At 68.6% G+C, this 23,099-nt stretch carries 24 protein-coding genes; 8 read left to right on the plus strand and 16 right to left on the minus strand.

The window, feature by feature from the left end:
• Positions 1-86 precede the first annotated feature (86 nt).
• From ABE85_RS05365 to truD, 3 genes are read right to left on the minus strand one after another with little or no spacing between them, the layout of a single operon-like run.
• Positions 87-482 carry a hypothetical protein gene (locus ABE85_RS05365; RefSeq protein WP_067270863.1) on the minus strand — a complete coding sequence of 132 codons (396 nt, stop codon included), beginning with the start codon at positions 480-482 and terminating at the stop codon, positions 87-89.
• Positions 483-513: 31 nt separating this feature from the next.
• Positions 514-882 carry a glyoxalase superfamily protein gene (locus ABE85_RS05370; protein WP_067270866.1) on the minus strand — a complete coding sequence of 123 codons (369 nt, stop codon included), beginning with the start codon at positions 880-882 and terminating at the stop codon, positions 514-516.
• 37 nt (positions 883-919) lie between these two features.
• Complete coding sequence (gene truD / locus ABE85_RS05375; RefSeq protein ID WP_067270870.1) at positions 920-1,933, minus strand: tRNA pseudouridine(13) synthase TruD; 1,014 nt, start codon at positions 1,931-1,933, stop codon at positions 920-922.
• Positions 1,934-2,025: 92 nt separating this feature from the next.
• On the opposite strand from truD, the gene ABE85_RS05380 reads away from it, so the two are divergent.
• Complete coding sequence (locus tag ABE85_RS05380; RefSeq protein WP_067270873.1) at positions 2,026-2,523, plus strand: HD domain-containing protein; 498 nt, start codon at positions 2,026-2,028, stop codon at positions 2,521-2,523.
• A gap of 39 nt (positions 2,524-2,562) precedes the next feature.
• On the opposite strand, the gene ABE85_RS05385 is transcribed toward ABE85_RS05380, so the two are convergent.
• The 6 genes from ABE85_RS05385 to ABE85_RS05410 form a co-directional block, all read right to left on the minus strand.
• Entirely contained in the window at positions 2,563-2,832 is a 270-nt protein-coding gene (locus ABE85_RS05385; protein ID WP_067270877.1) for a hypothetical protein, read from the minus strand.
• 45 nt (positions 2,833-2,877) lie between these two features.
• Positions 2,878-3,684 carry a DUF4349 domain-containing protein gene (locus ABE85_RS05390; protein ID WP_082938345.1) on the minus strand — a complete coding sequence of 269 codons (807 nt, stop codon included), beginning with the start codon at positions 3,682-3,684 and terminating at the stop codon, positions 2,878-2,880.
• A 166-nt stretch (positions 3,685-3,850) separates the two neighbouring features.
• Positions 3,851-4,567, minus strand: coding sequence for a hypothetical protein (locus ABE85_RS05395; RefSeq protein WP_067270886.1), 717 nt, complete (start codon positions 4,565-4,567; stop codon positions 3,851-3,853).
• 83 nt (positions 4,568-4,650) lie between these two features.
• Positions 4,651-7,677, minus strand: coding sequence for a serine/threonine-protein kinase (locus ABE85_RS05400; protein WP_067270890.1), 3,027 nt, complete (start codon positions 7,675-7,677; stop codon positions 4,651-4,653).
• Between the two features lie 41 nt (positions 7,678-7,718).
• Entirely contained in the window at positions 7,719-8,273 is a 555-nt protein-coding gene (locus ABE85_RS05405; protein ID WP_067270893.1) for an ECF-type sigma factor, read from the minus strand.
• A gap of 109 nt (positions 8,274-8,382) precedes the next feature.
• Entirely contained in the window at positions 8,383-9,180 is a 798-nt protein-coding gene (locus ABE85_RS05410; RefSeq protein WP_067270897.1) for a hypothetical protein, read from the minus strand.
• A 250-nt stretch (positions 9,181-9,430) separates the two neighbouring features.
• Here ABE85_RS05410 and ABE85_RS05415 point away from each other — a divergent pair, with 250 nt between their 5' ends.
• Both ABE85_RS05415 and ABE85_RS28280 read left to right on the plus strand, forming a co-directional pair.
• Positions 9,431-11,917: a hypothetical protein gene (locus tag ABE85_RS05415; protein ID WP_067270899.1), complete on the plus strand. Its 2,487-nt coding sequence runs from the start codon at positions 9,431-9,433 to the stop codon at positions 11,915-11,917.
• Between the two features lie 20 nt (positions 11,918-11,937).
• Positions 11,938-13,338 (plus strand): CapA family protein, encoded by a 1,401-nt coding sequence (locus ABE85_RS28280; RefSeq protein ID WP_231993234.1) that lies wholly within the window; start codon positions 11,938-11,940, stop codon positions 13,336-13,338.
• 2 nt (positions 13,339-13,340) lie between these two features.
• Here ABE85_RS28280 and ABE85_RS05425 read toward each other — a convergent pair whose 3' ends face one another.
• The 3 genes from ABE85_RS05425 to ABE85_RS05435 all read right to left on the minus strand — a co-directional run bounded on the left by ABE85_RS05425 (position 13,341) and on the right by ABE85_RS05435 (position 15,270).
• Positions 13,341-13,769: a hypothetical protein gene (locus ABE85_RS05425; protein WP_157521964.1), complete on the minus strand. Its 429-nt coding sequence runs from the start codon at positions 13,767-13,769 to the stop codon at positions 13,341-13,343.
• Positions 13,770-13,953: 184 nt separating this feature from the next.
• Positions 13,954-14,625, minus strand: a complete 672-nt coding sequence (gene trhA, locus ABE85_RS05430; RefSeq protein ID WP_067281943.1) for a PAQR family membrane homeostasis protein TrhA — start codon at positions 14,623-14,625, stop codon at positions 13,954-13,956.
• Positions 14,626-14,739: 114 nt separating this feature from the next.
• Entirely contained in the window at positions 14,740-15,270 is a 531-nt protein-coding gene (locus ABE85_RS05435) for a hypothetical protein (protein ID WP_157521966.1), read from the minus strand.
• On the opposite strand from ABE85_RS05435, the gene ABE85_RS05440 reads away from it, so the two are divergent.
• On the plus strand, positions 15,250-15,612 hold the full coding sequence (locus ABE85_RS05440) for a 5-carboxymethyl-2-hydroxymuconate Delta-isomerase (RefSeq protein ID WP_067270911.1): 363 nt from the start codon (positions 15,250-15,252) through the stop codon (positions 15,610-15,612). The genes ABE85_RS05435 and ABE85_RS05440 overlap by 21 nt on opposite strands.
• A gap of 16 nt (positions 15,613-15,628) precedes the next feature.
• Here the strand turns inward: ABE85_RS05440 and ABE85_RS05445 are convergent, their stop codons facing one another.
• From ABE85_RS05445 to ABE85_RS05460, 4 genes are all read right to left on the minus strand, one after another.
• Positions 15,629-16,810 (minus strand): serine hydrolase, encoded by a 1,182-nt coding sequence (locus tag ABE85_RS05445; RefSeq protein WP_157521968.1) that lies wholly within the window; start codon positions 16,808-16,810, stop codon positions 15,629-15,631.
• Positions 16,811-16,861: 51 nt separating this feature from the next.
• Positions 16,862-17,356: a GNAT family N-acetyltransferase gene (locus ABE85_RS05450; RefSeq protein WP_067270914.1), complete on the minus strand. Its 495-nt coding sequence runs from the start codon at positions 17,354-17,356 to the stop codon at positions 16,862-16,864.
• Between the two features lie 47 nt (positions 17,357-17,403).
• A complete protein-coding gene (locus ABE85_RS05455; RefSeq protein ID WP_067270916.1) occupies positions 17,404-17,802 on the minus strand; it encodes a RidA family protein in 399 nt (132 codons plus the stop codon).
• A gap of 109 nt (positions 17,803-17,911) precedes the next feature.
• On the minus strand, positions 17,912-18,946 hold the full coding sequence (locus ABE85_RS05460; RefSeq protein ID WP_082938346.1) for a S41 family peptidase: 1,035 nt from the start codon (positions 18,944-18,946) through the stop codon (positions 17,912-17,914).
• Between the two features lie 295 nt (positions 18,947-19,241).
• Between ABE85_RS05460 and ABE85_RS05465 the strand changes: the two genes are divergently transcribed.
• The 4 genes from ABE85_RS05465 (at position 19,242) to ABE85_RS05480 (ending at position 23,095) form a co-directional block, all read left to right on the plus strand.
• Complete coding sequence (locus ABE85_RS05465; protein WP_067270920.1) at positions 19,242-20,411, plus strand: hypothetical protein; 1,170 nt, start codon at positions 19,242-19,244, stop codon at positions 20,409-20,411.
• An 86-nt stretch (positions 20,412-20,497) separates the two neighbouring features.
• Positions 20,498-21,559: a cyclopropane-fatty-acyl-phospholipid synthase family protein gene (locus tag ABE85_RS05470; protein WP_067270923.1), complete on the plus strand. Its 1,062-nt coding sequence runs from the start codon at positions 20,498-20,500 to the stop codon at positions 21,557-21,559.
• 10 nt (positions 21,560-21,569) lie between these two features.
• Positions 21,570-22,415, plus strand: a complete 846-nt coding sequence (locus tag ABE85_RS05475) for a DUF1295 domain-containing protein (protein WP_067270926.1) — start codon at positions 21,570-21,572, stop codon at positions 22,413-22,415.
• The gene (locus ABE85_RS05480; RefSeq protein ID WP_067281952.1) at positions 22,412-23,095 is read left to right on the plus strand and encodes a DUF6134 family protein; all 684 of its coding nucleotides are present in this window, start codon (positions 22,412-22,414) and stop codon (positions 23,093-23,095) included. The genes ABE85_RS05475 and ABE85_RS05480 overlap by 4 nt, the downstream gene beginning before the upstream one ends.
• Positions 23,096-23,099 lie beyond the last annotated feature (4 nt).

The raw sequence follows: 23,099 nt of genomic DNA on the forward strand, positions 1-23,099 counted from the left end.
GCCGCCACGCTGGGCGAAGCGGGCGGGTGAGCCGTCGAGCTGATTCCGATGGACTTCTACCTGAGCCGCTGAGGGCTCGCGCACGCTCAGTTGCGAAGCCAGAACCTCAGCGTCTGCGAAGCCCGGCGCTCATGGGGCGAAAGCCCCGCACGTTCCAGACGATCGAGCTCGGCGAGGATCTGCTCCGTGCCGACGAGCCAGCCCAGGTACTGCGGGAGTTGCTCCACGCTCAGCTCGTAGCGGCCGAGGAGGGGAGGAAGCACCTTGCCGAGGTCGATGTCGATCCTTGGACGGAGCACCGCGAGCAGTTGGCCAGCAAGCTCCTGAGCGGCTGAACCTTCCGGCGGCGCGGGTCCGTCCGTGAACACGCCGAGCAGGCCCTGTGCGACCGCCTCTTCCTCGACGGCGCGCAGTCGTGCGGTCAGGTATTCGAGCTGCTGAGGATCCCGATCACCAAACCGAGACGCCCTGTCGGCGATCAAGGCGGCGATCTATGCGGCGTTCATGTTGGCGTCAGGTGCTGATCGCGTTCGTGAACGTCAACCGGTTCCCGAACGGATCGTTCACCGTGACGTCCTTGGACCCCCACGGCGTCTCCTCCAGCCCGGGACGGGCGTAGCCGTACTGCCGGGCGATCAATTCCGCGTGGAAGCCTTCGATGTCGTCCGTCTCGATGCGCATCGCCGCACCCGGACAGCCGTCGCCATGGTGTTCCGAGAGGTGCAGCAGGCAGCCGTCCCGGGAGACCTGCAGGTAGAGCGGCAGTCCGGGTTCGAAGCGATGGTCCCAGTCGACCTGGAAGCCCAGGAACTGCACGCAGAACTCCAGCGCCTTGGCTTCGTCGAAGATGCGCAGGATCGGGGTGGTCTTGGCGAATTTCATGGACGTGATCTTCCTACGGCTGCAGTTGCCAACACCGTCATTCGACAGCCGCGGGCTCGTTCTCCGTATGCCGGTCGGGCTCCGTGGTGCGGAGGATCTCGTTCAGGACGGACGTCGCGTAATTCCCTGCGGGCAGGGAGAACGTGATCACCAGTTGATCGGCTTGCGGCCATTCCCAGGACATGTCCAGCGGGCTCGCCACCAGGGAGCGACGCTCCTGGTCCAGGCCGGCGTGTTCCATGCCGTCGCACAAGGTGGCGTGAGGTTCGGCCACGCCGTTCTCCAGGGCCTGCGCTTCATCGGTGGTGCTCACGCGGCCCCGTCCCCAGAGCGGTCCGGTGGGCCGGCCCGCCTCGTCCATCACGTCGCCGGGCAGGGTCTTGCCCCAGAGTCCCTGACGGATGCGCAGCGCCAGCACTTCATTGAAGACGAAGGAGCGCACCGCCGACAGGTAGATGCCTTTCTTCTTCGGATTGCGCACGCGGATCTCGCGCGCCAGCATGGCGCGGCCCTGCTCGACGTTGCCGCCCTCGAAACCGAAACGCTGGGCGCCGAAGTAGTTGGGCACGCCCTGTGACGCCACGGCTTTGAGGTTGGACTCGATGGCGTCTCGGTCGCCGGTCACGTCACGCAGCACGATGCGGAACCGGTTGCCCTGCAGATCACCGGGGCGCAGCTTCTTCACATGGCGGCTCTGGCTCAGCACCTTGAATTCGGGGTGCTGAAGCAGGGTCAGGTCTGGTGTGTCGCCCTTGGGCAGATAGATGCTGAACCACTGACGGGTGATGGCGTAGCGGTCCTTGAGGCCGGCATAGCCCACGTCCTTGTCCTCGACGCCGGCGGCCTCGGCCAGTTGCTGGGCGACGAAGGCGGTGTTGGCGCCGTTCTTTTCGATGTCGAGCCAGATGTGTTCGCCGGCACCGGAGGGCAGTTGCAGCGGCAGTTCGGTCACGACGAAATCCTCGTTGAGGAGTTTCAGCGTGGCGGTGGCGCCGCTGGCCGGATAGGCGTTCGGCCAGAGCGGCAAGGTCGTGTATTGAGCGTCGGTCATGAGTGGTGCGGATTCTCTCCTACCCGCATGCCTTGACGAGCGGCGATAGATGCGAGGTCAGTGGGGCGAGCTCGTCGCCGATACTGCGCGTCATGACGACCTCCCTCCCGCATCAAGCCCGTGCCTTCGCCGTTGCCGCGCATGGCGCGCAGAGGTACGGGGAGCATCCCTACGTGCATCACCTGGACGCCGTGGCCGCGATCGCCGAGCCGTTTGGCGAGGCCGCGGTCGTCGCCGCGTACCTGCACGACACGGTGGAAGACACGGCCGCGACGCTGACGGAAGTCACCGAGCAGTTCGGGCCTGAGATCGCCGCCTGCGTGTCCCTGCTGACCGATGAGCCCGGCGCCGACCGCAAGGAGCGCAAGGCGAAGACCTACGCGAAGCTGGCCGAGGTCACCGGCTCGCTGGAGCTGGCGTTGATCGTGAAGGCGTCGGACCGCCTGGCCAACGTGAGAGCTTCCGTGAAGGACCGCAACGAGCGCATGCTGCGGGTGTACTGCAGCGAGCATCCGACGTTCCGGAAGGCCGCTTATCGGCCGGGGCTCTGCGATGCGCTGTGGGCTGAACTGGATGCGCTGCTGAGCTGAAGTCGCGGGAACGCATCAGGGTTTCAGAGTCGCTGGTTCTCAGCGACTCAGCCAGGACGCGAGGACATCGAGGACGCCGCGCTCATCGAGCCCGAGCAGTTGCACTTCTCCGACCCGCTCCTGCTTCTGGTCGGGCAACGCTCTCCAGAGTGTGAGCCACCCCTCGCGATGGTCGCAGACCACTTCCAGTCGATCGGAACCTGTCTGGATCCGAGACCGCCAGTTCCCGAAGAAGCCCGGATGGTCTTCAAACACGAGCACCTGTCCGCCTGCGCGACGGATGCAGTCATAGAGCGCCGCTTGATCCATAGGCTGATTGTGCCGATTGGACGGAGGGTAAGCCGGGCAGGAGACTCAACGCGGCTTGCGTCGCCGCCAAAGCTTGCGACCGATCCAGAACAGCAGCCCGAGGACGACGGACCAGGGCAGCAGGTAGGCCACGCCCGTGATGGCCGACGAGATGCCCTGCGAAAGACTCCCGCCGAAGTCCGACGCGGCAAGCGAGATCGGCCGCCAGAACGACTTGTCGCGCCCGGCCTGGATGTTGATGGTGAGGATCTCCGTCTCCACGCGGCGCAGCAGGTTGGCCTGTCTGCCATCCGCGGCCTCCAGCTCGCTCTGCACCTGCGCCAGTTCGCGGGTGAGCTTGATCAGGGCATCCGCGTCGTTCCCCGGGCGCTTGCGCAAGGCTTCAAGCTCCGAGCGATAGGTGGTCAGCATGGCCTGCTTCTTCTCGACGTCCTGGATCGGTCCGGCCAGATCCTCGGTGCTCGTGGACTGACCGGTGATCTCTCCCTGTTTGCCCATCGAGGCGATCAGCTTCTGGATGCCGCTCGGCTTTGCGCGCAGGCGCAGGCTCGAGGAGGCGTACTTGCCCGTGTTGATGCGCGAGTCCAGCACCTCGCACAGATCCGCGGAGGCCTCGCGGCAGGCCGCCAGCGCCGCCTGATGAGTCGCAGCGAGCTTCTCCTCGGCGATCTCGATCTGGAGGGTGTGTTCGTACGCGAGCGTGCGGCGCGGTGCCGCAGCACCGGGAGGGCGTACCACCTCAGCCGCAGTGGTCCCTTCTCTGGCTATGACACCGGCAGGAGCAGACTCGCTCTTCGGGGAGCACCCGGTGACGACAACGAGGAACAGGCACGCGATCAGCAGACGATGCATCGGCACTCCGACGGGGAGGGACAGGGGGCGCGTTGGTGCAGGCGTCTTGCACAGCCTGAGTTCCAACTTGAGAGGCTCCGCAGTTTGCCTCACCCATTCGGGAGCCAGAGGTCTCGGCCTCTGGTCGGCTTCCGTTTCGGCACGACCCGCAGCCGTCTCATTCTGATCACCTCATCGTGCCTTGAGCCAAGGCCCGAGGGGGCGCACGCAGTCGCCAGGGCTGTGTCAGCAAGATCGCCGCCAAACCCAACGCCGCACCCGCCGGCACATCCAGCACATGGTGCTGATACGTGGTGAGTACCGAGACCCCGATCAGCACGAACCACGCATGCAGGCCCACGGCCCACCCGCCGCGCAGCACCGGCGCGAAGCGCGCCCACATCAGCACCAGCACGCCGATGTGCAGCGACGGCGCGCGGTTGTAGGGCATGTCGCAGTGGCCGAGCAGATCGAACATCACACCGAGCGCGCCTTCAGTCGCCGGCCGCTCGAACGTGAAGCGCAGCGGGAACGCCGCGTAGCAGAGCACCGACACGACGAGCACGATGAGCAGCCGCAGCACATGGCGGCGCAGCCGATCGCCGTCCGCGTCGATGAAGAACGACAGCACGAAGAAGACGCAGATCGACAGGTAGGGCACCACCGTCCAGCTCACGAAGGGGATCGCGCGTTCCCACGCGAACACACCGGCGCCCACGTCCGTCCGCAGACTGGTCAGCTGGTTGGACAGCGTGTACAGCGCGGCGTAAGCCGCCGAGGTCGCCACGGCGCAGGGCAGGGGGCGCCAGTGCAGCGGTTGCATGGCCGGTGTGGTACGGCCTTCGGATCTGGCACGGCCCTCGGATGCGGCGCGGGCTTCGGGCCACGGGATCGGATAGCTCATCGGGGATCTCCGGCGCGGATGCCTTCATCCGCCTATCCCTGATTACGAGATCCCGATCTCAAAGCGGACATCGCCGCCCCTCGTCACGGCAGTTCGACCGGCTTCCGCTGAGCGGCACGAATCGCGCGGACCTGCTCCAGCAGGCGGTTGGCCTCGGCGTCGTTGCGCAGCGCGCGTTCGGTTTGCGCCAAGGCCTCGATGGCATCGGCCAGCGCGAGACTCAGCGCCGGGTCGTAGAGCTGACGGTGCAATCGCACGGCGTCCCGCAGCAGCGGTGCCGCGGCCTCGGCCTTGCGTTGCCGGAGCAAGGCCTGACCCAGCACCAGCGTGGCGATGGCCTGGTTGTCCCGTTGGTAGTCGGCATTCCCGCGGCTGACGATGGCGGCGAGCGCCTGTCGCGCCTGCGCTTCTGCGACCTCGAGATGGCCGGCGTTCAGCTCGAGCCACGCGGACTCGGCCTGCTCCGTCACGGGCTCGCTCGCGGCGGGGGCGGGCGGCACCTTCCTCGCGGCGCGCTGCGCCTGCAGGCCCGCCAGCGCCTCGCGCGCCTGGCCGCTTGCGACCTGCCAGCGCCGCAGCGCCAGGCTGTAGAGCCTGCCCGGCGGCTTGCCGGCGGGGGTGGCCTGTCGCTGGCGCTCCAGCAAGGTCTGCGCTTCGGCCAATCGACCGAGGCTCGTCAGCGCCAACGCGCGGTCCGTCAGCACCTGCTCGTCCATGCCGTCGACCGGGTGGGGCTTGTCGAGCACTGCCACGTCATCGCTGCTGACGGCCAGCGCGGCTTGCGTCTGGCCGTAGTTCGCCAGCGCGCGCGCCTGCCACATGCGGACCCATCGACGCTGCGGAAGATCGGCCGGCGCGGTCCCGCTCCAGCGCCAGGCCGGCGCCAGCGCCGTCAGGGCGTCGCGGAAGCGCCCGCCCAGGTTGAGGAAGATCGCGAGGTGCGTCTGCGTCTCCGCCACGCGCACCGCGTTGGCGTTGCGCGCGACCTCCGCCTCCACGCCCTTGCGCATGCTGGTCTCGGCTTCGGCGTACCGGTTCAGCGCGCGCTGGGAGTGGCCGAGGAATTCGTAGAGCAGCGACAGCTCGCCGGCACCCAGCGGCGGGTTCGCTTCGCAGAGCTGGACGGCTTCGGCATAGGCCGCCTGCGCGCGCTCGAACGACCGGTCGTACAGGGCCGCGTCGCCCAGGATGTGCAGCACCAGCAGCAGGTCGGCTTTGGAGTCGCCGCGGCGGGCGATCGCCAAGGCGCGCTCGGCGAAGGCCATCGCCAGGACCGGTTCCGCGCGTCGGTTCAGCGATGCCTGGCCGATCTCCACCTGCAGCCGCGTCGGCGAGGTGCTGTCCTGTCGCGCATCCAGCAGGGCCGTGGCTTCCTTCAACAGCGCCGTCGCTTCATCCCGCTTGGTGTTGAGCGCCAACGCGTTGGCCAGCGCCGTCATCGCCAGCACCGCCTCGTCGCTGGTCGGTCCGTGCCACTCGCGCGCCACCGTCAGGCGCTGACGTTGCAGGTCGACCTCGCGCTCGTTCAAGCCCAGGTCCTGGTACATCGAGGCCAGCACCGTCAGCAAGCGCAGCCGCGCCGCCGGCGCGTCCTTGAGTTCGGCATTGATCCGGTCCGCGCCGCGGTCCAGCAACTCACGGGCGGTCGTGTCGCGGGCCTTCGCCGGATCGGCCTGGTCGGCCGTGTTCGCGCGGAACACGCCTTCCAGGAAGCCCTGCACGGCGCGCGCGGTGGCGGCCTCGGCCTGCGCGCGTTGTGTCTGCAGCCCGGCCTGGTGCGCCTGCCACAGCGCGACCGACGCGCCACCGATCAGCGCCAGTGTCGCGATGGCGCCGGCCGTGACGGGGAGCCGGTGTCGTCGCACGAGCTTGGCCATCCGATAGGCCAATCCATCAGGCCTCGCCTGGACCGGCTCTCCGTCCATCCAGCGGCGCAGGTCCTGCGCGAACGCTTCCATCGTCGGGTAGCGATCGGTGGGGGACTTCTTCAGCGCGTGGTTCAGGATCGCGTCGAGGTCGCCGCGCAACTGCCTGCGCAGCGCGCGGTCGGCGCTCGCGTCAGGCGTGCCGGCCCCGCTCGCACCGGTCGTACCGCTCGGACCGCTCGAACCGGTCACACCGATGGCACCGGCCGCACTGCCGATGCTGCTCGCCAAGGGAATCTCCGCCGCGGCGATCACCTCTTCCAGCTCGGCCGCGCTGCCGCGCTTCAGGCGATACGGCCGTGCGCCTGCGAGCACTTCATACGCGACCACGCCCATGCTGTACACATCGCTGGGCGTGCCCAGCGGGTCGCCGCGGATCTGCTCGGGGCTCGCGTAGTCCAGCGTCAGCGCGCGGCCGGAGAGCTCGGTCAGCGCGGTGCGCTCCGTGCTGTCGCCTTCGAGCAGTTTGGCGATCCCGAAGTCCAGCAGCTTCACGCTGCCATCGGGCGTCACCAGGATGTTGCTCGGCTTCAGGTCTCGATGGACGACCAGCCGCGAGTGCGCATGCCCGACCGCCGCCATCACCTGCAGCAGCAGCGCGACCCGCTCACGCACCGACAGCGCGTGCGCGCGGCAGTACGCGTCGATCGGCAGGCCGTCGACATGCTCCATCGCGAGGAAGGGCCGGCCCTGCGCGTCGACGCCGGCGTCGTACAGGCGGGCGATGTGCTCGTGCTCGAGCGTGCCGAGGATCTCCCGCTCCCTGTCCATCCGCTCGGCCAGGCTGCCGCCCCAGACGATGCGCGGCAGCTTGAGCGCGACCCGCCGGTTCATCAGGCCGTCCGCCCGTTCGGCGAGCCAGACCGTGCCCATGCCGCCGCGGCCGATCTCGGTGATCAGCCGATAGGCGCCGACACTGCTGCCCGGAAGGAGACCGTCGAAGGGCAGGGGCGTGTCGGCCGGGCCTTCCGCCGGGAACAGCCGGGGCAGCGTGTCGAGGAAGTCATCGGTCTCCACCTCGGCCTGGTGCGCGAGCAGCATGCGCAGCGTCTCGCGATGCGCGGCGTGCTCGCCGATCAGGCCCTCGAGCCAGGCCTTGCGCGAGGTCGGCGAGAGGTTGAGCGCCTCGTCCAGCAAGGCGCTGATCGCGGGCCAGTCGCCTTCGAATTTCGAGAGCATCGTCATGGGCGGGCCGTCATCGATTCATCCGACCCGCGACGGCGTCGTCAGTCCCGCAGCGCGTGCGCCAGCAGCAGCCGCGCCTTGTCCCAGTCGCGGCGCACGGTGCGGGCCGACAGGCCCAGCGCCTCGGCGATCTCCTCGTCCTCGAGGCCGCCGAAGTAGCGCATCTCGACCACGCGCCCCAGCCGCTCGTCGACGCGGCCGAGGTCCTCCAGCGCCGCATGCACGGCCAGGATCTCGTCGGACGCGGCGGGCAGGGCCCCGATGAGCTCGGAGTTCAGCGTGACCTGCTCGGCGTCGCCGCCGCGGCGGTCCGTCTTCGCCTGACGCGCCGCGTCGACGATGATCGATCGCATCACCGTGGCCGCGTAGGCCAGGAAGTGGGCGCGGTCCGAGGGCGTCAGCGACTCGCGCTGCAGGAACTTGAGGTAGCACTCGTTGACCAGCGCCGTGGTCGCCATCAGCCCGTCGCCGGAACCGCGCGAGAGGCGCCGGTGGGCGACCTGACGGAGCTCGGGATAGAGCAGCTCGAAGATCCTGTCGAACGCTTCGCGATCGCCTTCGCGCGCCTGTCCGATCAACTGCGTCACTTCCCCCATGCCGTGCTTCCGTCCAAAACCAGGTTGGTGACGGCGATGGTAGCGCGCGCTCCTGACGGTCCGGACGGCCGCACGTCCCTGAGTCCTGACGGGCTTGTGTCATCTCGTGTCACTCCGTCCGGCGTGAGGGGCGCAGCGTCCAGGGCGACGCGCCCGGAGGGGGCAGTCGAAGTCGTACGGTCGACAGCAGGCACGCGCAGGCGCAGGCGAGGGTCAAGGCCGCGATCGCTCCCGTGCGAGGAGCGAGCAGCACGAACACGGTGCCGAAGGCCGCCTTGCCGAAGAGCCCGCCCACATAGCCGCGCAGGAAGTGCGCGGCGGCGCGGTGACCGCCGTTGGCGTGCTCGGCCATGGCGACCGGACCGGTGATCAGCGGGAGCGACGACAGCAGTCCCGCCGCGAAGCCGCCCATGGCGGGACCGATGAGCGTCGCGATCGCGGTCAGCCCGCCGGCCATCGCGGCGACGAGCCACATGGAGCAGCGGGCCCGCTGGCGCGACACGATCTCCGCACCGAGTCGGGGCATCGCCACGAATGTGATCGCGCAGCTGCCGAGCGCCAGCATCAGCGCGGCGCTCAGGTCGGCGCTGGCGGCTTTCGCGGGGAGCGCCATCGCGACCGCGCCGCCCAGCCCGCAGACCAGCGCGATCGCGCCGCCGCCGTAGCGTGCGGCGCGCGCATAGCCCAGCGCGAAGACCGCCAGCATCGCGCAGGCGGCGACGCTGCCGATCGCCGCGCTGATCGCGAAGGCCATGCCCTCGTCGTGCGCCAGCCACGCCAGCGTCGGCGCGGTGATCGTCGGCAGCGCGGCGACAAGACCTGCCACCCGGCGACCGCCGTGTCGCGCCGCCGCCATCACCAGCACCACGGTGCCTGCCGTCAGCAGGCCCTTGAACAACTCGTCCATCGCGCTCGCTCCCCTTGGGGACGGCGGGAAAACACGCCGTCCTGCCCAGATGAACGAGATGGGCGGTCGAGGACGGCCACGTGTCCGGAACCTCAAGCAGGGGACAGGGATTCCGATCGTCGACGGCCGTCGGATGTCCGGCGCGTGGCCGGGACTTCGTTCAGTGAGGTAGCAGGCGCTGCGACGGTGTGACGGTGTGACGACGCGGCGCTCCCTTCCCTCGCTCCTCTCTCCTCATTGCGGAGTCGCCATGTTCAGTGTTGACTGGTTCTCGGTGGAACGGCGGCTGCATGCCGCCGCGGTCGCCGTTCTTTGCGCCCTCCTGGTCGCCTGCGGGGGCGGCGACGATCCGGCGCCCGTCGACGGCGCGGCGCCGACGGCCCCGCCCGTGGTGACGCCGCCTGTCGTCACACCGCCCGTGGTGACCCCGCCGGTGGTCGCGCCGCCGGTGCTCACCATCACGCAGCAGCCTGCCGACGCCGCGGTCATCGCGGGCGCGCAGGCGAGCTTCGTCGTCGCCGGGACCTGCAGCGCGGGCACGCTCAACATCCAGTGGCAGCGCAACACCGGCGCCGACGGGGCCTTCGTCGCGATCGCCTCGGCGACGACGCCGAGCTACGCGCTCACCAGCGCCATCGCCGACAACGGCGCGAAGTTCCGCGCGGCGCTGGACTGCGGCGGCGAGAGCGCGACCACCAGCGCGGCGGCCACGCTGAGCGTGACCAACCCCGTGGCCAGCGTGCTGTCGCCGGTGGCGGTGACCGGCCTGCGCTACCAGGCACCGATCACGTTCTCGCGGGGCATCGTCCGGGAGAGCTCGGGCAGCTACGCCTTCGTGTCGGGCAATGCGGTGCTCCGCCTGTCGGCGGATCTGCAGTCGATCACGCCGATCGCCGGCTCGGTCGCCGACACGTCGGGCACCACGGTGGACGGCCTGGGCGCCGCCGCGAAGTTCAACACCCCGTACGGCATCACGGTCGACGCCGCCGGCAACCTCTATGTCACCGAACGCTTCGGCTACGTGATCCGCCGCATCGCCACCGACGGTGCGGTGACGACGATCGCGGGCGCCGCGGGCCAGCTCGGCAGCGCCGACGGGACCGGCGCCGCGGCCCGGTTCTATCTGCCCAGCGCGATCGCGATCGGTCCGGACGGGGATCTGTACGTCGCGGACCGCAGCAATCATCTGGTCCGTCGGGTCACGACCGCCGGGGTCGTGAGCACCTATGCCGGCTCGGCGGGCCAGGCCGGTTACCTGGACGGCGCTGCCGGCGCGGCGAAGTTCTCCTACCCGTCCGGCCTCGCGGTCGGGAGCGACGGCACGGTCTATGTGTCCAGCGAGGACAGCCGCGTCCGCCGCATCCTGCGCAACGGCAGTGTCGCGGGGGCCGTCCAGACCCTGGCCGGCAGCGGCAGCGGGACGGTGTCGCCGACGATGGACGGCACGGGCACCGCGGCGATCATCGTGGCGCCGCAGCAGATGGCGATTGCCGGGACCACGCTGTACGTCCGTGACAGTGCCGGCCTGGTGCGCACGATAGACACCGCCACCGCCGTGGTCACGACGCTGGCGGGAACGGCCGGTGCGACCGTGCCCAGGGATGGGCCGAAGGGGGCCGCCACCATCGATTCGGCGTTCAACGGCGGCGGTCTGACGCCGACGGCGGACGGCGGGCTGATGCTCACGGAAACCAACCTGTTCCTGGGGGCCGTTCGCCGGATCGACGCGAGCGGCGTGGTCACCACGCTGGCCACCGCGCATCCGCTCGGCTTCAACGGCACGACGCCGGGTACCGGCGTGCTCGCGCAACTGCCGTTCGCCTGGTTCCCCGAGGACGCCATGATCGACGGGCTCAGTCACTTCAGCCGCGCGGTCGCCGTCGCGGGCGCGCCCGACGGCGGCCTGGTCGTCGGCTCGATCGCCTCGCTGCGCCGCATCGCACCGGGCGGTGCCGTCTCGCCCATCGCCGGGCTCTTTGGCTTCGGCACCTTCGACGGCATCGGCAGCGCCGCCGATGTGGTGAACGCGAGCCAGGCGATCGTGGTCGATCCGGCCGGGGTGATCTACTTCTCCGACGTGTCGACCATTCGCGCCGTCGACTCGACCCGCTCGGTGCGGACGATCGCGGGTACGCCGTCCGTCTTCGGCGATTCATCGGGGCAGGGGCAGGGCGCGGTGGACGGACCCGGCGCGACCGCGCGCTTCTCCAACGTGACAGGTCTTGCCCGTGCCGCGAATGGAGACCTGTTCGCGTCCGACTCGACGAACTGCGCCATCCGCCGCATCGACCCGGCCGGCAACGTCAGCACCTATGCCGGCGTGATGGGGGAGAAGGCCGCCACCGACGGCCCGCGGGCGACGGCGCGTTTCACGGGACCGCTCGACCTGTCGCTGTCGCCGGACGGCTCGCTGTGGCTGCTCGACGGCGGCAGGAACGAGACGCCCACGGTGCGCCGTGTCGCGCCGGACGGGACCGTCAGCTCGCTGCCCGCGAAAGTCCGGCGACTGACCGTCGACCCGGCGGGGAACATCTACGTGATCTCGGAAGGCGGCGACCTGGCGAGCCTGGATCCCGCCACCGGCGCGCTGACGGTGCTGGTCCCGCAAGGAACCCGACTCACCTTCGGCAGCGATCCGCGCGTCGGCGGCGACGCCGGCTGGGCGTTCAACGCGGTGGGGATCAAGCAACTGGTGCTGATGTCGGAGCACCAGCTGATCCGGGCGACGCTGCCGTGAGGGCTCGGTTCGATTGGCCCGTGCGTGTCGCCTTGATTGCCGGCTTGGCATCGGGTCTCGCGGTCGCCGCACAGCCGGTCGCATCGACTGCATCGGCTGTCTCGACCGAACTGCTCTGCAGCATGCGCACCAGCGGCACGACCGCGACCCTTCGCGTGGCGGCGGGCAGCGATCCGCTGGCGGCGTCGACGGTCAACGTGGGGGAAAGCTTCGAATTCCGTGCCGTCGCGTTGCGCGACGAGCCGGAGGCTGCGGCGATCGGCCGCGTCGTGGTCACGGTGCTGGGTCGCTTTGGCGCAGAGGGCGCTGCGGGCCGCGTCGTGCTCTCGCAGAGTCGATGGGCAACCACGGGCCAGGAAGTCGTCGCACAGCACGCGCGATGGCGACCGACCTTGTCGGGCTGGCAGCGCGCCTACCTGCCCGGGCTCGGACGGGAGCTGGCCTGGGGCTGCGCCCTGGTCCGACCGGGCGCGACGCCGGAAGGCTGGGATCTGGCCGACGCGACCGGCGACATCGCGATCCCCGCGATACAGCCTGCTCGCGTGGCCCGGCCGGCTCCCAGCGCGGCGGCAGTACAGATCGCGTGGATGGGCGATGTCATGCTGGCCGACGGGCCGGGCCGTGTGATCGCCCGCGGCCACGATCCCTTCGGCGCGGTCATGGGCGCGATGAAGGGCGCGGACCTGCGCATCGCCAACCTCGAGTGCGTCGTCGCCACCGGCGGCCGGCCGATCGACAAACCTTGGACCTTCCGTGCCCACCCGCGCGTGCTGGACGTGCTGCGACGCCATGTCGACGCAGTCTCGCTGGCCAACAACCATTCGGGCGACTTCGGTCCCGAGGCTTTCGCCCAGATGCTGACCCGGCTGGACCGCGCCGGCCTGCCGCACTTCGGCGGCGGGACCGACCTGCGCTCGGCGCATCGCCCCGTGATCATCGAGCGCCAGGGCTTGCGCATCGCCTTGCTGGGCTACAACGAGATGTTCCCGCGCCAGTTCGAGGCCGGTCCGGACAGCCCCGGCATCGCCTGGGCGGACGAGGAACAGATCGTCGCCGACATCGACGCGGCGAGAGCGCAGGCCGACGTCGTCATCCCCTTCATGCACTGGGGGGAGGAGCACAGCGAGACCTCGCACGCCCGTCAGCGCGCGCTGGCCCGCGTGATGATCCGGGCCGGCGCGGATGCCGTGGTCGGCACGCATCCGCATGTCCGGCAGGATACCGAGGTCATCGACGGCAAGCCGGTGATTTACAGCCTGGGCAACTTCGTCTTCGACGGCTTCAAGGACGCGGACAACAACACCGGGTCCATCCTGTGGATGACGGTCACCGCGGACGGGGTCAAGGACTGGCACCTGCAGGAGGTGCACATCGATGCGGCCGGGCGGCCGCATGCGGGGAGGGTGGCGGCGGCGCCGTGAGGTCAGGCAGGCCTGTCAGGCCCTGGTTCGCCGGCGGCATCCAGCGCTTCGGGCCAGTATTCGTGAAGATGGGTCTTGAACTGATGCCCGTCGGAATCCTCGATGGACAACAGGGTCGTCTCGGCGAGAGCACTGCCGCCATCGAGCGTGACCAGCGCGGAGTGAAGAAGACCGCCGAGCAATTCATCGATCACGGTTGCCCATGCGGCCTGATCTTCCGCCGTGCAGAGACGGGACCTCAACCGGGCCCATGCCTCGGCAGTCTCGCTCCACGGCTCGGTGCCCTGCTCAGAGGCGAGGGCGCGTTGCGCTGCGGTGAGCCAGCTGTTCTTGGCCACCGCGAGTTGCGCGAGGAATGCCGACTCGGAAGGGTGAAGGGACATCGTTGGATCTTCCGCGACCTCAATGGCCGACTCGTTGAACCCGTTCAAGACCGAAGGGTCGGCGCCGCGAGCGATCAGGAGCGCCGCGATGAAGCGGTGTTTCTCCCAACCCGGTTCTTGCGTTCAGCAACTCGGGGCGCTGCGCTGAGCAGCGCATCGCCTTCAGAGAGAGCCGCCTCGTACGCACGAACGAGCGTCACGATGGCTTCGTCATGCATGGGCAGATCGCCCCTTACGCGTAGGCGTAGAACAGCGCCGCGAAGAAGTGGCAGACGCTGCCGCCCAGCACGAACAGGTGCCAGACGAAGTGGGCGTAGCGCAGCTTGTTGTCGAGCAGGAAGACGACCGCGCCCAGCGTGTAGCTCAGGCCGCCCGCCACCAGCAGCGCAAGACCCGGCCCCGGGGTGCGCTCGACGAGCGGGCCGATCGCGAAGACGACCACCCAGCCCATGGCGAGGTAGAGCGCCGTCGACACCAGCGGATGGCGCAGGCGGTTCAGCAGCTTGATCGTGACGCCGAAGGCGGCCGCGGCCCAGACCGCGATCAGCAGCGTCACGCCGGGTCCCGATTGCAGGACGCCCAGCGTGAAGGGCGTGTAGCTGCCGGCGATGAAGACGTAGATCGCCGCATGGTCCAGGCGCATCAGCCAGGCTTTCAGTCGGCCGTTGGCCAGCTTCGCGGGCAGGGCGTGGTACAGCGTGGAGATGCCGTACAGCAGGATGCCTGTGGACGCGAAGATGGCCGCGGCCACGACGTCCGCGGCCTCGCCGTGATGCATCGCGCGGATCACGAGGATGGGCAGGGCGGCGATGGCCAGCAGCGCGCCCAGCCCGTGGCTGATGGCGTTGGCGATCTCTTCGCCCAGGGTCTGCGGGCGGTCGGCGGGGAGGGTGCGGTGCGTCATGAAGCGGGTCATGTGATCTTGCGAACGGTCCAATGATCGCTCATCGGCACCGGGTCGAGGAAGTCGGCCTGCTCCGATGCCCGACGCAGGCCCGCGACGTGATCGCGAGGCCGATCATGCCCGGTTGAATTCCTTGACCTCGACGTTGCCCGTCTGGATCCGCACGCCGGCCTGGGCATCGACCAGGAGGAACCCGTCGACGTCGTCGACCGCGATCTCGATGTCCGCACCGGACCAGGACACCGGCGCCTGGATGTACAACGGATCGATGCAGGCAATGCTCAGGAATCCGCCTCGGTCGGGCGATTGAAGGACGAGCCGGAGCGTTCGATGACTCCAGGTCATCTCCCGTAGCAGCGCATCAGCGCCTTGCCATCGCTTCAGAAGCGCGGGGATGTGCCTCAGCATGTCGTTGCGGCGATCCGGACTGCGCGGACCTGCTGGACCGGTCGACACGTGATCGGGGTTGGCCGTCGCCATCGTCTTCTCCAGGTAGCCAGCGATTGAGCGCTCGAAGTTTATGTCCGCGACCCGCAGATGGCTCCAACGTGGGCAGTGCTTCCGGGCGCAGCGCGGCGCGTCGATCGAGGTCGACCTATCATGGGCAAAACCTGGAGTTCCGCCTTGCCACATTTCATCCTTCATCACAGCGCCAACCTGAACGAACTCCACGTGGGTCGCTGCCTCACGGCAGTGAACGCCGCGCTCGCGGCGTCGGGCCACTTCGAGGAGATCGACATCAAGAGCCGGGCGTTCCAGGCGGAGCAGTTCCTCGTCGGCGTGGAGGCGCGCGGTCGCGCGTTCGTGGCCGGCACGCTCTCCGTGCTGACCGGGCGCAGCGACGACACGCGGCGCGAGATGGGCGCGATCGCCCTGAAGGCGCTGGTGTCGGCCATTGCGCCGACGTCGGAACTCCACATCCAGGTGTCCGTCGAGGTCGTCGAGATCCAGCGCGAGACCTACGCGAAGGCGGTCATCGCCGGCTGAGCGTGAGCCTCTTGTCTCAGGTGCCCAGCAGCGCCTGATACGCCTGCCGCTTGAACCTCAATCCATACGGATGGGCGTAGCCGAAGTAGCGCTGCGTGAGCAGCACCGCCGAGATGTTCAGGCGCGGATTGATCCACCACAGCGTGCCCGCGAGGCCGCCCCAGCCCACTTCCCCGATCGTCTCGGCCGGCTCCCCCGGATCTGCGAACGCGCGCACCGCCGAGCCGAGGCCGAAGACGCGGCCCGGTGTCGGCGGCGTGTCATCGAAGCGCACATGCAGCCCCGGTGCGAGCTGATTGCTGAACATCATGTCCAGCGTGGTGGGCTTGAGCAGCGTCGGACCGCCGGGGGTCAGGCTTTGCATCAGGCGGATGGAATCGTCCAGGGTGCTCACCAGCCCGCCGCCGCCGGACTCGAACGGCACGCGCTCGACATACGCGCCGGGATAGGGCTTGTCGTCGACACGAGGCAGGCCGGGCTTGTCGGGGTCGTTGAAGTCCGCGCCCTCATACAGCACCGTCAGCCGGTCGCGTTTGGCAGGCGGCACCCAGAAGTCCGTGTCCACCATGCCGAGCGGCTCGAAGATGTGCCGGGCCAGGAACTGGCCGAAGCGCTCGCCGCTCACCACCTCCACCAGGCGCCCCAGCACGTCCATGGACACCGAGTACTCCCACTGCGTGCCCGGATGGAAGAGCAGCGGCAGGTCCGCCAGCGCCTTCATCATCCCGGCCAAGTCCTTGCGACGGTCGAGGACGCCCGCACGGTTGTAGGCGTCGAACATCGGCGAGCCGGGATCGAAGACACCGTAGGTGAGGCCCGAGGTGTGCGTCAGCAGGTGGCGCGTCGTGATCGGCGAGCGGGCGGGCTCGGTGTCCGACAGGTCCCGCGCGCCGGGGCGCAGGACCCGGCGGTTGGCGAGCTCGGGGAGATGGACGTCGACGGGATCGTCCAGCCCGAGCCGTCCTTGTTCCACGAGCAGGAGCACGGCGCAGGCCGTGATCAGCTTGGTGCTGGAGAACATGCGGAAGAGGTGGTCCTCCCGCAGCGCGATGCCGGCCTCGCGGTCGGCGGCGCCGTAGCAGAAGCGGTCTACGACCGTGCGTCCGCGCAGCAGCGCGGTCGCCACGTTCGGCAGGAACTGCTGGTCGACCTCCGCGCGCAAGGAGGCGTGGAGGGCGTCGAAGGTGCTGTCCGTCATCTGGGGTTTCCGGCGTTGAAGCGGCGACTGTAAAGGCCGCCGCGGGCTCGATCACACCAGCAACAACCCCAGCACATGCTCATCGACGTAGTGCGCCTGGTCGGCGCGCTTGTAGAAGTCCCTGAGCGTGCCTTCGACGACGAACCCGAGCCGCTGGTAGAACGCCAGCGCCTGCTCGTTGTCGGTCTCCGCGTAGAGCTCGACGCGGCGGATGCCGGCGTCGCGGAAGTGGCGGAGGGCGTCGTCGATCATGGCCCGGCCAATGCCTTGTCCATGCCGACCCGGATCGACGGCCAGCGTGCCCAGCAGGAGCACGTGGCTCACGCGACCCGGATAACGCGTCGCCCGGTAGAAGCCGGCGATCGCGCCGTCCACCTCCCAGATCCAGAAGGCGCCGCTGCGCACGAGCTCATCGAAGATAGTCACGAAGGACGCGAGGTCCATCGGCTCGTAGGTCAGGTAGGGAACGACCTTCGGATGGGAGTAGATCGCGAAGACCGGTTCGAGGTCTTCGGGTCGGGCGAGGCGTCGTGCGGAGGTGGTCATCGTAGGGATTCAACCGGGGACAGTCGTTGCCCCAGTGTCCCTCAGCTTCAAGCCGTTTCAGGCAGCTTGGCGATGACCTTGATCTCGAACTGGAAGCCGGCCAGCCAGGTGACGCCGATGGCCGTGGCGGTCGGGTAGGGCGCTTCGCCCCAGAACTCCGCGGCGACTTCCCAGGCGCGCTCGAAACGGGTGTGCGGGTCCACCATGAAGACCGTCACGTCGATGACGTCCTTGAAGGTGCAGCCCGCCGCGGCGAGGATGGCGTTGAGGTTCTTGAACGCGAGGCGCACCTGGTCGTCGAGTTCGGGTTCGGGAGAGCCGTCGGCCCGGCTGCCGACCTGGCCCGACACGAAGAGCAGACCGTTGGACCGGATGGCCGGGGAGTAGCGGTGCAGTTCGTACAGGGCGTGACGGTTGGGCGGGAAGACGACGTCGCGGGTGGTCATGAAAGGCGTTCCTTCAAAGTGATGGCAGATGCAGTCACTTTAGGAATTCGCCGGTCGCCGATAAACAGGCCGTCCGCACAATCACTTTTTGTGGTCGCCAAACAATCCATCAAGGCTTGGCGGGCGCGTCCAGCGCCGCCAGTGCCCGCTCCAGCGCACCGCGCTTCTCGGGGTGCGTGGTCGTCGGCAGCAGCTGTTGGATGGCCAGTCGCTGCGCGACGGCCAGCGCCTCGGGCGCGGGCACCGCGTGGTCGGGTTCGACGCCTTTGCCTTCCCAGTTGCCGCCGATCAAGGGGTCCACCGAACGACCCGTCGGGATGAAGACCACGAGTTCCGGGCTCAGCCGGAAGATGTCGCCCGGGTGCGCACCGCCGCCCGTGGTCTCGCCCACCAGCGTGGCGCGATGGCGGAACTTCATGCCCCACGCGAAGTCCTCGGCCGCCGAGAAGGTGTTGCGCTCGGTCAGCACGTAGACCGGGCGGCGCTGGCCGTAGCGCGGGCCGGGCACCTTGGCGCTGGTCCAGTGCGTCTCGACGCGGTTGCCGGCGCGCCAGTGGATGTCGACGAGGTGCGTGGGCTTGTCGAACAGGTAGCTGGCCAGCAGCGCCACGGTCTCGGGCTCGCCGCCGCCGTTGCGGCGCAGGTCGATGATGAGCGCGTCGGACTGCGCCAGCAGGGTCATCGCCGCGGTGAGCGCCGGGCCGGCCTGGCGCGCCGGCGCGAACTGGCGCAGGTCCAGGTAGCCGATGTTGCCGCGCAGACGCTCCACGCGCGCCACGCCGTAGTTGCCGTAGCGGAAGCTCTCCGCCATCTCGGCGGCCTCGGCCTTCGCGCCGCCGGGCATCTCGGGCATGGGATCCACGCGCAGGTGCTTGTCCTGCGTGGCCTCGGCCAGCGTGGCGCTCAGCTTCCCGGCGAGCTGCCGCGCATCGGCCTCATCCGCCGCGGCGGCCTGCAGCTTGGGCTCGATGTCCTTGATGCGGTCCGGGAAGACGTAGCGCTCGCGCAGTTGCTTGGCCAGCTCGCGGGCAATCTGGGCGCGCGCGGCGGGGGCGAGGGGCTCCGCGGGCGGTCCCTCGGGCGCCGGCTGGCTCCATGCGTTCAGGCTGACCAGCAGCAGGGCAACGAGGGCGATGGGCTTCATGTCTTGGGGTTCCCGGTGATGGATGAAAGCAGCGATGAGGCGAAATTTATAAGCGCTTATGCATTCATCCGAAAGTCACGGCAGCAAGCGATCTCCCGTGCTCGGCCTGTCGGTTTCCGCCGATCGCCTGGCGGCTCGGCCGCGCGGCCTTCTTCTCGGTGTTCCTGAACCCCGAAATTGGCTTTCTTCCGATGTCGCATGTCGCGTTATCGCTCTAGATTCGGCCAGCCCATGCGTGCAATGCAGCCCGCGCCACGTGGGTGTTTCCGATTCTCAAAGCTTGGAGATCCCTGCGATGGAGCATGCCGCGAAGCCTCGATCCGCCAGCCAGAGCCATGGCCCCGCTGCCGAGCCCGTCTCCCAGGCTCGCGCGGTGGCAGGGGTTGCCGGCAGCAGTCAAGCCTCGATCGCCCAGCGCAAGCTGGCGGAGGCGATCGAGGCGAGCCCGCGCGTCGCCGGTCAGCGCTCACGGATGGCCGCGATGCAGGGCAGATCCGATGGCGGAGCCCCGCACGAAGGCCTCGCGGGCAGCGATGGCGACACCGCGCAGCGGATGGCCTCCGCCGCCGTCGTGCAACGGGAATTCGTGCTGGATCAAATGTTCACGGCCAACACCGGAGTTCTTGCCAGCTACCTGGAGGATCTCAAAGGGCTGCAGGAAATGGTGGCAGCCATCGAAACTCATCCGCTGAACAAGGCCATGCGAATCGACATTTATGTCGAGGGCGGGGTTCAGGACCAGAAGACCAAGGCGGGCTCAACCATCGTGAGTGTCATCGACGGCGAAGAGGCGCCGCTGCGTTTTCATGAAGTGCCGATGGTCAAGCAGCTCATCGACGCCAAAGACATGACGATCAAGGTGAAGATCAATGTGTCGAAGGCGGACTACGAGCTATTCGAGGAGAACGATGCGCACGATGCTCCCCAGACCACGGGCGACATGATTGCCACTCTTCTGCATGAGACCTATCTGCACGTATTGCCGGCGATGGATCACATGCTGACGCTGAAAGGCCGACACCTTGGGAAGGGTCTCGTGCTTGATTTCGGGGCGGAGGAACTGGGCGGCAGTTTGAAGAATCTGCAGGAGGCGATGACCCATGTCATGGGGGTTGATCGCTCTGCGGAGCAGCAGCACGAGAACTCCGGCAACTGGTTCAAGGTTCTGGGAAAGGTGACGGAAATACGCGATCAGCTGATTCAAGGCGATGACCAGCAGCAGTGGGACCTGGCGTATGCCATCGTCATGAGCGCCGTGAACGACGTGATGACGCACACGGCGCCGGATCCGGGCAAACTCGGGCTGCCAAACCTGACCCCGAACATGCCCCCGGAGCTCAAGCTGCAGCTTTTCACCGCGGCGGACAAGCTTGCCGAGGCCTTCAAAGAGACCTACGCGTCAAGATTCCCCGACTCAGACAGCAGCGAAGAATCGGAAAGTCACGGCTCGAACGAGGAGTTTTGAGTCCGCCTCGGTAAAAGCCTCGACGCCGGAGATCCAGATCGCCTTTGACGACGTATAGGCAGCGTCCTCCGCTTCTGGGCGCCCCCATGGATCTCGACATTTCCTCGATCGCCGTCCGGCTCGCCGAGCGCGGCCTGCTGCCGCAAGCCGCCGTTCGGCTGGGCATCCGCCGCCTGCTGCGCCAGCGGCTCGATGAATCGCATCACCACGACTACGAGACGGCCGCGGCGCTGACGCAGTCCTTCCTCGCCTCGCTGCGCGCCGCGCCGCTCGCGGTGCAGACGGAGAAGGCCAACGAGCAGCATTACGAGTTGCCCGCAGCGCTGTTCGAAGCCATGCTCGGCCCCCAGCGCAAGTACAGCTGCTGCTGGTGGCCCGAAGGCGTCGACACGCTCGAAGCGGCCGAGGAGGCAGCGCTCGAAGAGACCGTCTCCCGCGCCGGGCTTGCTGACGGGCAATCCATCTTGGAGCTCGGTTGCGGCTGGGGCTCGCTGAGCCTGTGGATGGCCGCGCGGTTTCCGGCGGCGCAGATCCTGGCGGTGTCGAACTCCGCCTCGCAGCGCGCCTTCATCGAGGGCCAGGCCCAGGCGCGCGGACTCCGCAACCTGCGCGTGATGACCTGCGACTTCAACGCGTTCGGCGAGGACGGCAGCCTCGACCGCCGCTTCGACCGCGTCGTGTCCGTCGAGATGTTCGAACACCTGCGCAACTGGCCGCGTGCGTTCCGGAAAGTCTCCGGCTGGCTGCGCGACGACGGCCGATTCTTCATGCATGTCTTCGCGCACCGCGAGGCGCCTTACACCTTCGAGGTCCGTGACGCCACCGACTGGATGAGCCAGTATTTCTTCTCCGGCGGGATGATGCCCAGCGATGACCTCGCACTGCTGTGCCAGGATGACCTCGCGCTGCAGGAGCGCTGGCGCTGGGACGGACGCCACTACGCGCGCACCGCCGCCGCGTGGCTGGAACGCTTCGACGCGCATCGCGCCGCCCTGTGGCCGGTCTTCGAGTCGGTCTACGGCGCTGCCGACGCGCCGATGTGGTGGCAACGATGGCGCCTCTTCCTGCTGTCCGTCGAGGAGCTGTTCGGCTATGACCACGGGCAGCAGTGGTGGGTCAGCCACTACCTTTTCGCGCCCAGGCGCTGAGGCCGTCGCCATGGCATTCCTCGAATCGCTGCCGGCAGTGGCCGCGCTGGGCCTCACGGGTCTGTTGATCGCCGTCGCCATCGCGGTGCCGACCTGGCTCGCGAGTCTCCCGCTGCGCGATGCAAGCCTCGCCGATCGCGTCTGGTCGGCGTTCATCGCGGTGCCCGTCGTGTTCTACGTGTGGAAGACCGGCGGCGACGCCCGCGCGAACGTCATGCTGATCATCACGCTCGCCTGGGCGGTGCGGCTTGGCGTCTATGTCACGGTTCGCAATTGGGGGCATGGGGAGGATCGCCGCTATCAGGCCATCCGCGAGCGCAACCAGCCGAACTTCGCGCTCAAGAGCCTGTGGCTCGTGTTCCTGCTTCAGGCCGTGCTGGGATGGATCGTCGGCTGGCCGATGCTGGCGGCCAGCGTGGCCGGGATGGCCGGCGCTGCCGCCGGCGAAGCGGGCAGGGCGACGTGGGGCATGTGGGACAGCCTCGGTGCCGCGCTGGCGGCCGGCGGGCTGCTGATGGAGACGGTCGCCGATGCGCAGCTCGCGCGCTTCCGTCGCGATCCGGCCCATCACGGTCAGGTGATGGACGGCGGCCTGTGGCGCTACTCGCGGCATCCCAACTACTTCGGCGAAACCTGCGTCTGGTGGGGCCTCGGCGTGATGGGGCTGGCCGCCGGCGGATGGACTTGCGCCTGGGTGCTGGTGTCCCCGTTGCTGATGACGATCCTGCTGTTGAAAGTCTCCGGTGTCTCGCTGCTGGAGAAGGACATCGGCGAGCGCCGTCCCGCCTATCGCGACTACATCGCACGCACGAGCGCCTTCATCCCGTGGCCGCCCAAGCGGGGGGCCGTGCGATGACCGCGATCTCATCGTCCCGCGCATTCCCCAAAGCCGCCGTCGTTGCGGCCTTTGTTGCCGTCGGGGCCTTAGGCGCTGTCGGGCTGGCGGCGCCGGCCAGGGCCGAGACCTGGAACTTCGAGGTGCGTCTCGACGGCAAGCCGATCGGCACGCATCGCTTCACCGTCGATGGTCCGGCCGAGGCGCGCGACGTCACGAGCAAAGCCGCCTTCGACGTCCGGCTGCTTGGCATCACTGTCTTCCGCTATCGGCACGAGGCCCGAGAGCGCTGGCGCGGCGATTGCCTGCAGGAGATCCACAGCCGCACCGATGACGACGGGAAACCCGTCGAAGTCGATCGGCGACTGGAACCCACCGCGGCCGGCGAGGCGACCTGCCTCATGAGCTACGCGTATTGGCATCCTGCGCTGGTCCGCCAGCAGCGTCTGTTGAATCCGCAGACCGGCGACGTGGACGAGGTCCGCATCGAGCGCCTGCCCGATGCCAGCATTCCCGTCGGCGGTCGCGACGTTGATGCGTCGCGTTGGCGGATCACGTCGACGTCGACGGCGACATCGGCAGGAAAGTCGCCGCCTGCCCGTCAAGTGCTCACGCTGTGGCGCGACCGCGCGGACGGACGCTGGATCGGCCTCGATGCCCAGGTGAAGGGCGACCGCCTGTTGACCTACCGCCTGCCTTGAATCG

The organism is Mitsuaria sp. 7 (genome assembly GCF_001653795.1).
GTDB lineage: Bacteria > Pseudomonadota > Gammaproteobacteria > Burkholderiales > Burkholderiaceae_C > Roseateles.

Excerpts from the sequence above, each read along its gene's own strand:
- ABE85_RS05410 (WP_067270897.1), bottom strand. The coding sequence starts at position 9,180 with ATGGACGAGTTGTTCAAGGGCCTGCTGACGGCAGGCACCGTGGTGCTG.
- ABE85_RS05370 (WP_067270866.1), bottom strand. The coding sequence starts at position 882 with ATGAAATTCGCCAAGACCACCCCGATCCTGCGCATCTTCGACGAAGCC.
- ABE85_RS05450 (WP_067270914.1), bottom strand. The coding sequence starts at position 17,356 with ATGACCACCTCCGCACGACGCCTCGCCCGACCCGAAGACCTCGAACCG.
- ABE85_RS05405 (WP_067270893.1), bottom strand. The coding sequence starts at position 8,273 with ATGGGGGAAGTGACGCAGTTGATCGGACAGGCGCGCGAAGGCGATCGC.
- ABE85_RS05445 (WP_157521968.1), bottom strand. The coding sequence starts at position 16,810 with ATGACGGACAGCACCTTCGACGCCCTCCACGCCTCCTTGCGCGCGGAG.
- ABE85_RS05395 (WP_067270886.1), bottom strand. The coding sequence starts at position 4,567 with ATGAGCTATCCGATCCCGTGGCCCGAAGCCCGCGCCGCATCCGAGGGC.
- ABE85_RS05470 (WP_067270923.1), top strand. The coding sequence starts at position 20,498 with ATGGATCTCGACATTTCCTCGATCGCCGTCCGGCTCGCCGAGCGCGGC.
- truD (WP_067270870.1), bottom strand. The coding sequence starts at position 1,933 with ATGACCGACGCTCAATACACGACCTTGCCGCTCTGGCCGAACGCCTAT.
- ABE85_RS05385 (WP_067270877.1), bottom strand. The coding sequence starts at position 2,832 with ATGGATCAAGCGGCGCTCTATGACTGCATCCGTCGCGCAGGCGGACAG.
- ABE85_RS05390 (WP_082938345.1), bottom strand. The coding sequence starts at position 3,684 with ATGCATCGTCTGCTGATCGCGTGCCTGTTCCTCGTTGTCGTCACCGGG.
- ABE85_RS05415 (WP_067270899.1), top strand. The coding sequence starts at position 9,431 with ATGTTCAGTGTTGACTGGTTCTCGGTGGAACGGCGGCTGCATGCCGCC.
- ABE85_RS05380 (WP_067270873.1), top strand. The coding sequence starts at position 2,026 with ATGACGACCTCCCTCCCGCATCAAGCCCGTGCCTTCGCCGTTGCCGCG.
- ABE85_RS05435 (WP_157521966.1), bottom strand. The coding sequence starts at position 15,270 with ATGAAGGATGAAATGTGGCAAGGCGGAACTCCAGGTTTTGCCCATGAT.
- ABE85_RS05400 (WP_067270890.1), bottom strand. The coding sequence starts at position 7,677 with ATGACGATGCTCTCGAAATTCGAAGGCGACTGGCCCGCGATCAGCGCC.
- ABE85_RS05475 (WP_067270926.1), top strand. The coding sequence starts at position 21,570 with ATGGCATTCCTCGAATCGCTGCCGGCAGTGGCCGCGCTGGGCCTCACG.
- ABE85_RS05455 (WP_067270916.1), bottom strand. The coding sequence starts at position 17,802 with ATGACCACCCGCGACGTCGTCTTCCCGCCCAACCGTCACGCCCTGTAC.
- ABE85_RS05465 (WP_067270920.1), top strand. The coding sequence starts at position 19,242 with ATGGAGCATGCCGCGAAGCCTCGATCCGCCAGCCAGAGCCATGGCCCC.
- ABE85_RS05480 (WP_067281952.1), top strand. The coding sequence starts at position 22,412 with ATGACCGCGATCTCATCGTCCCGCGCATTCCCCAAAGCCGCCGTCGTT.
- ABE85_RS05460 (WP_082938346.1), bottom strand. The coding sequence starts at position 18,946 with ATGAAGCCCATCGCCCTCGTTGCCCTGCTGCTGGTCAGCCTGAACGCA.
- trhA (WP_067281943.1), bottom strand. The coding sequence starts at position 14,625 with ATGACGCACCGCACCCTCCCCGCCGACCGCCCGCAGACCCTGGGCGAA.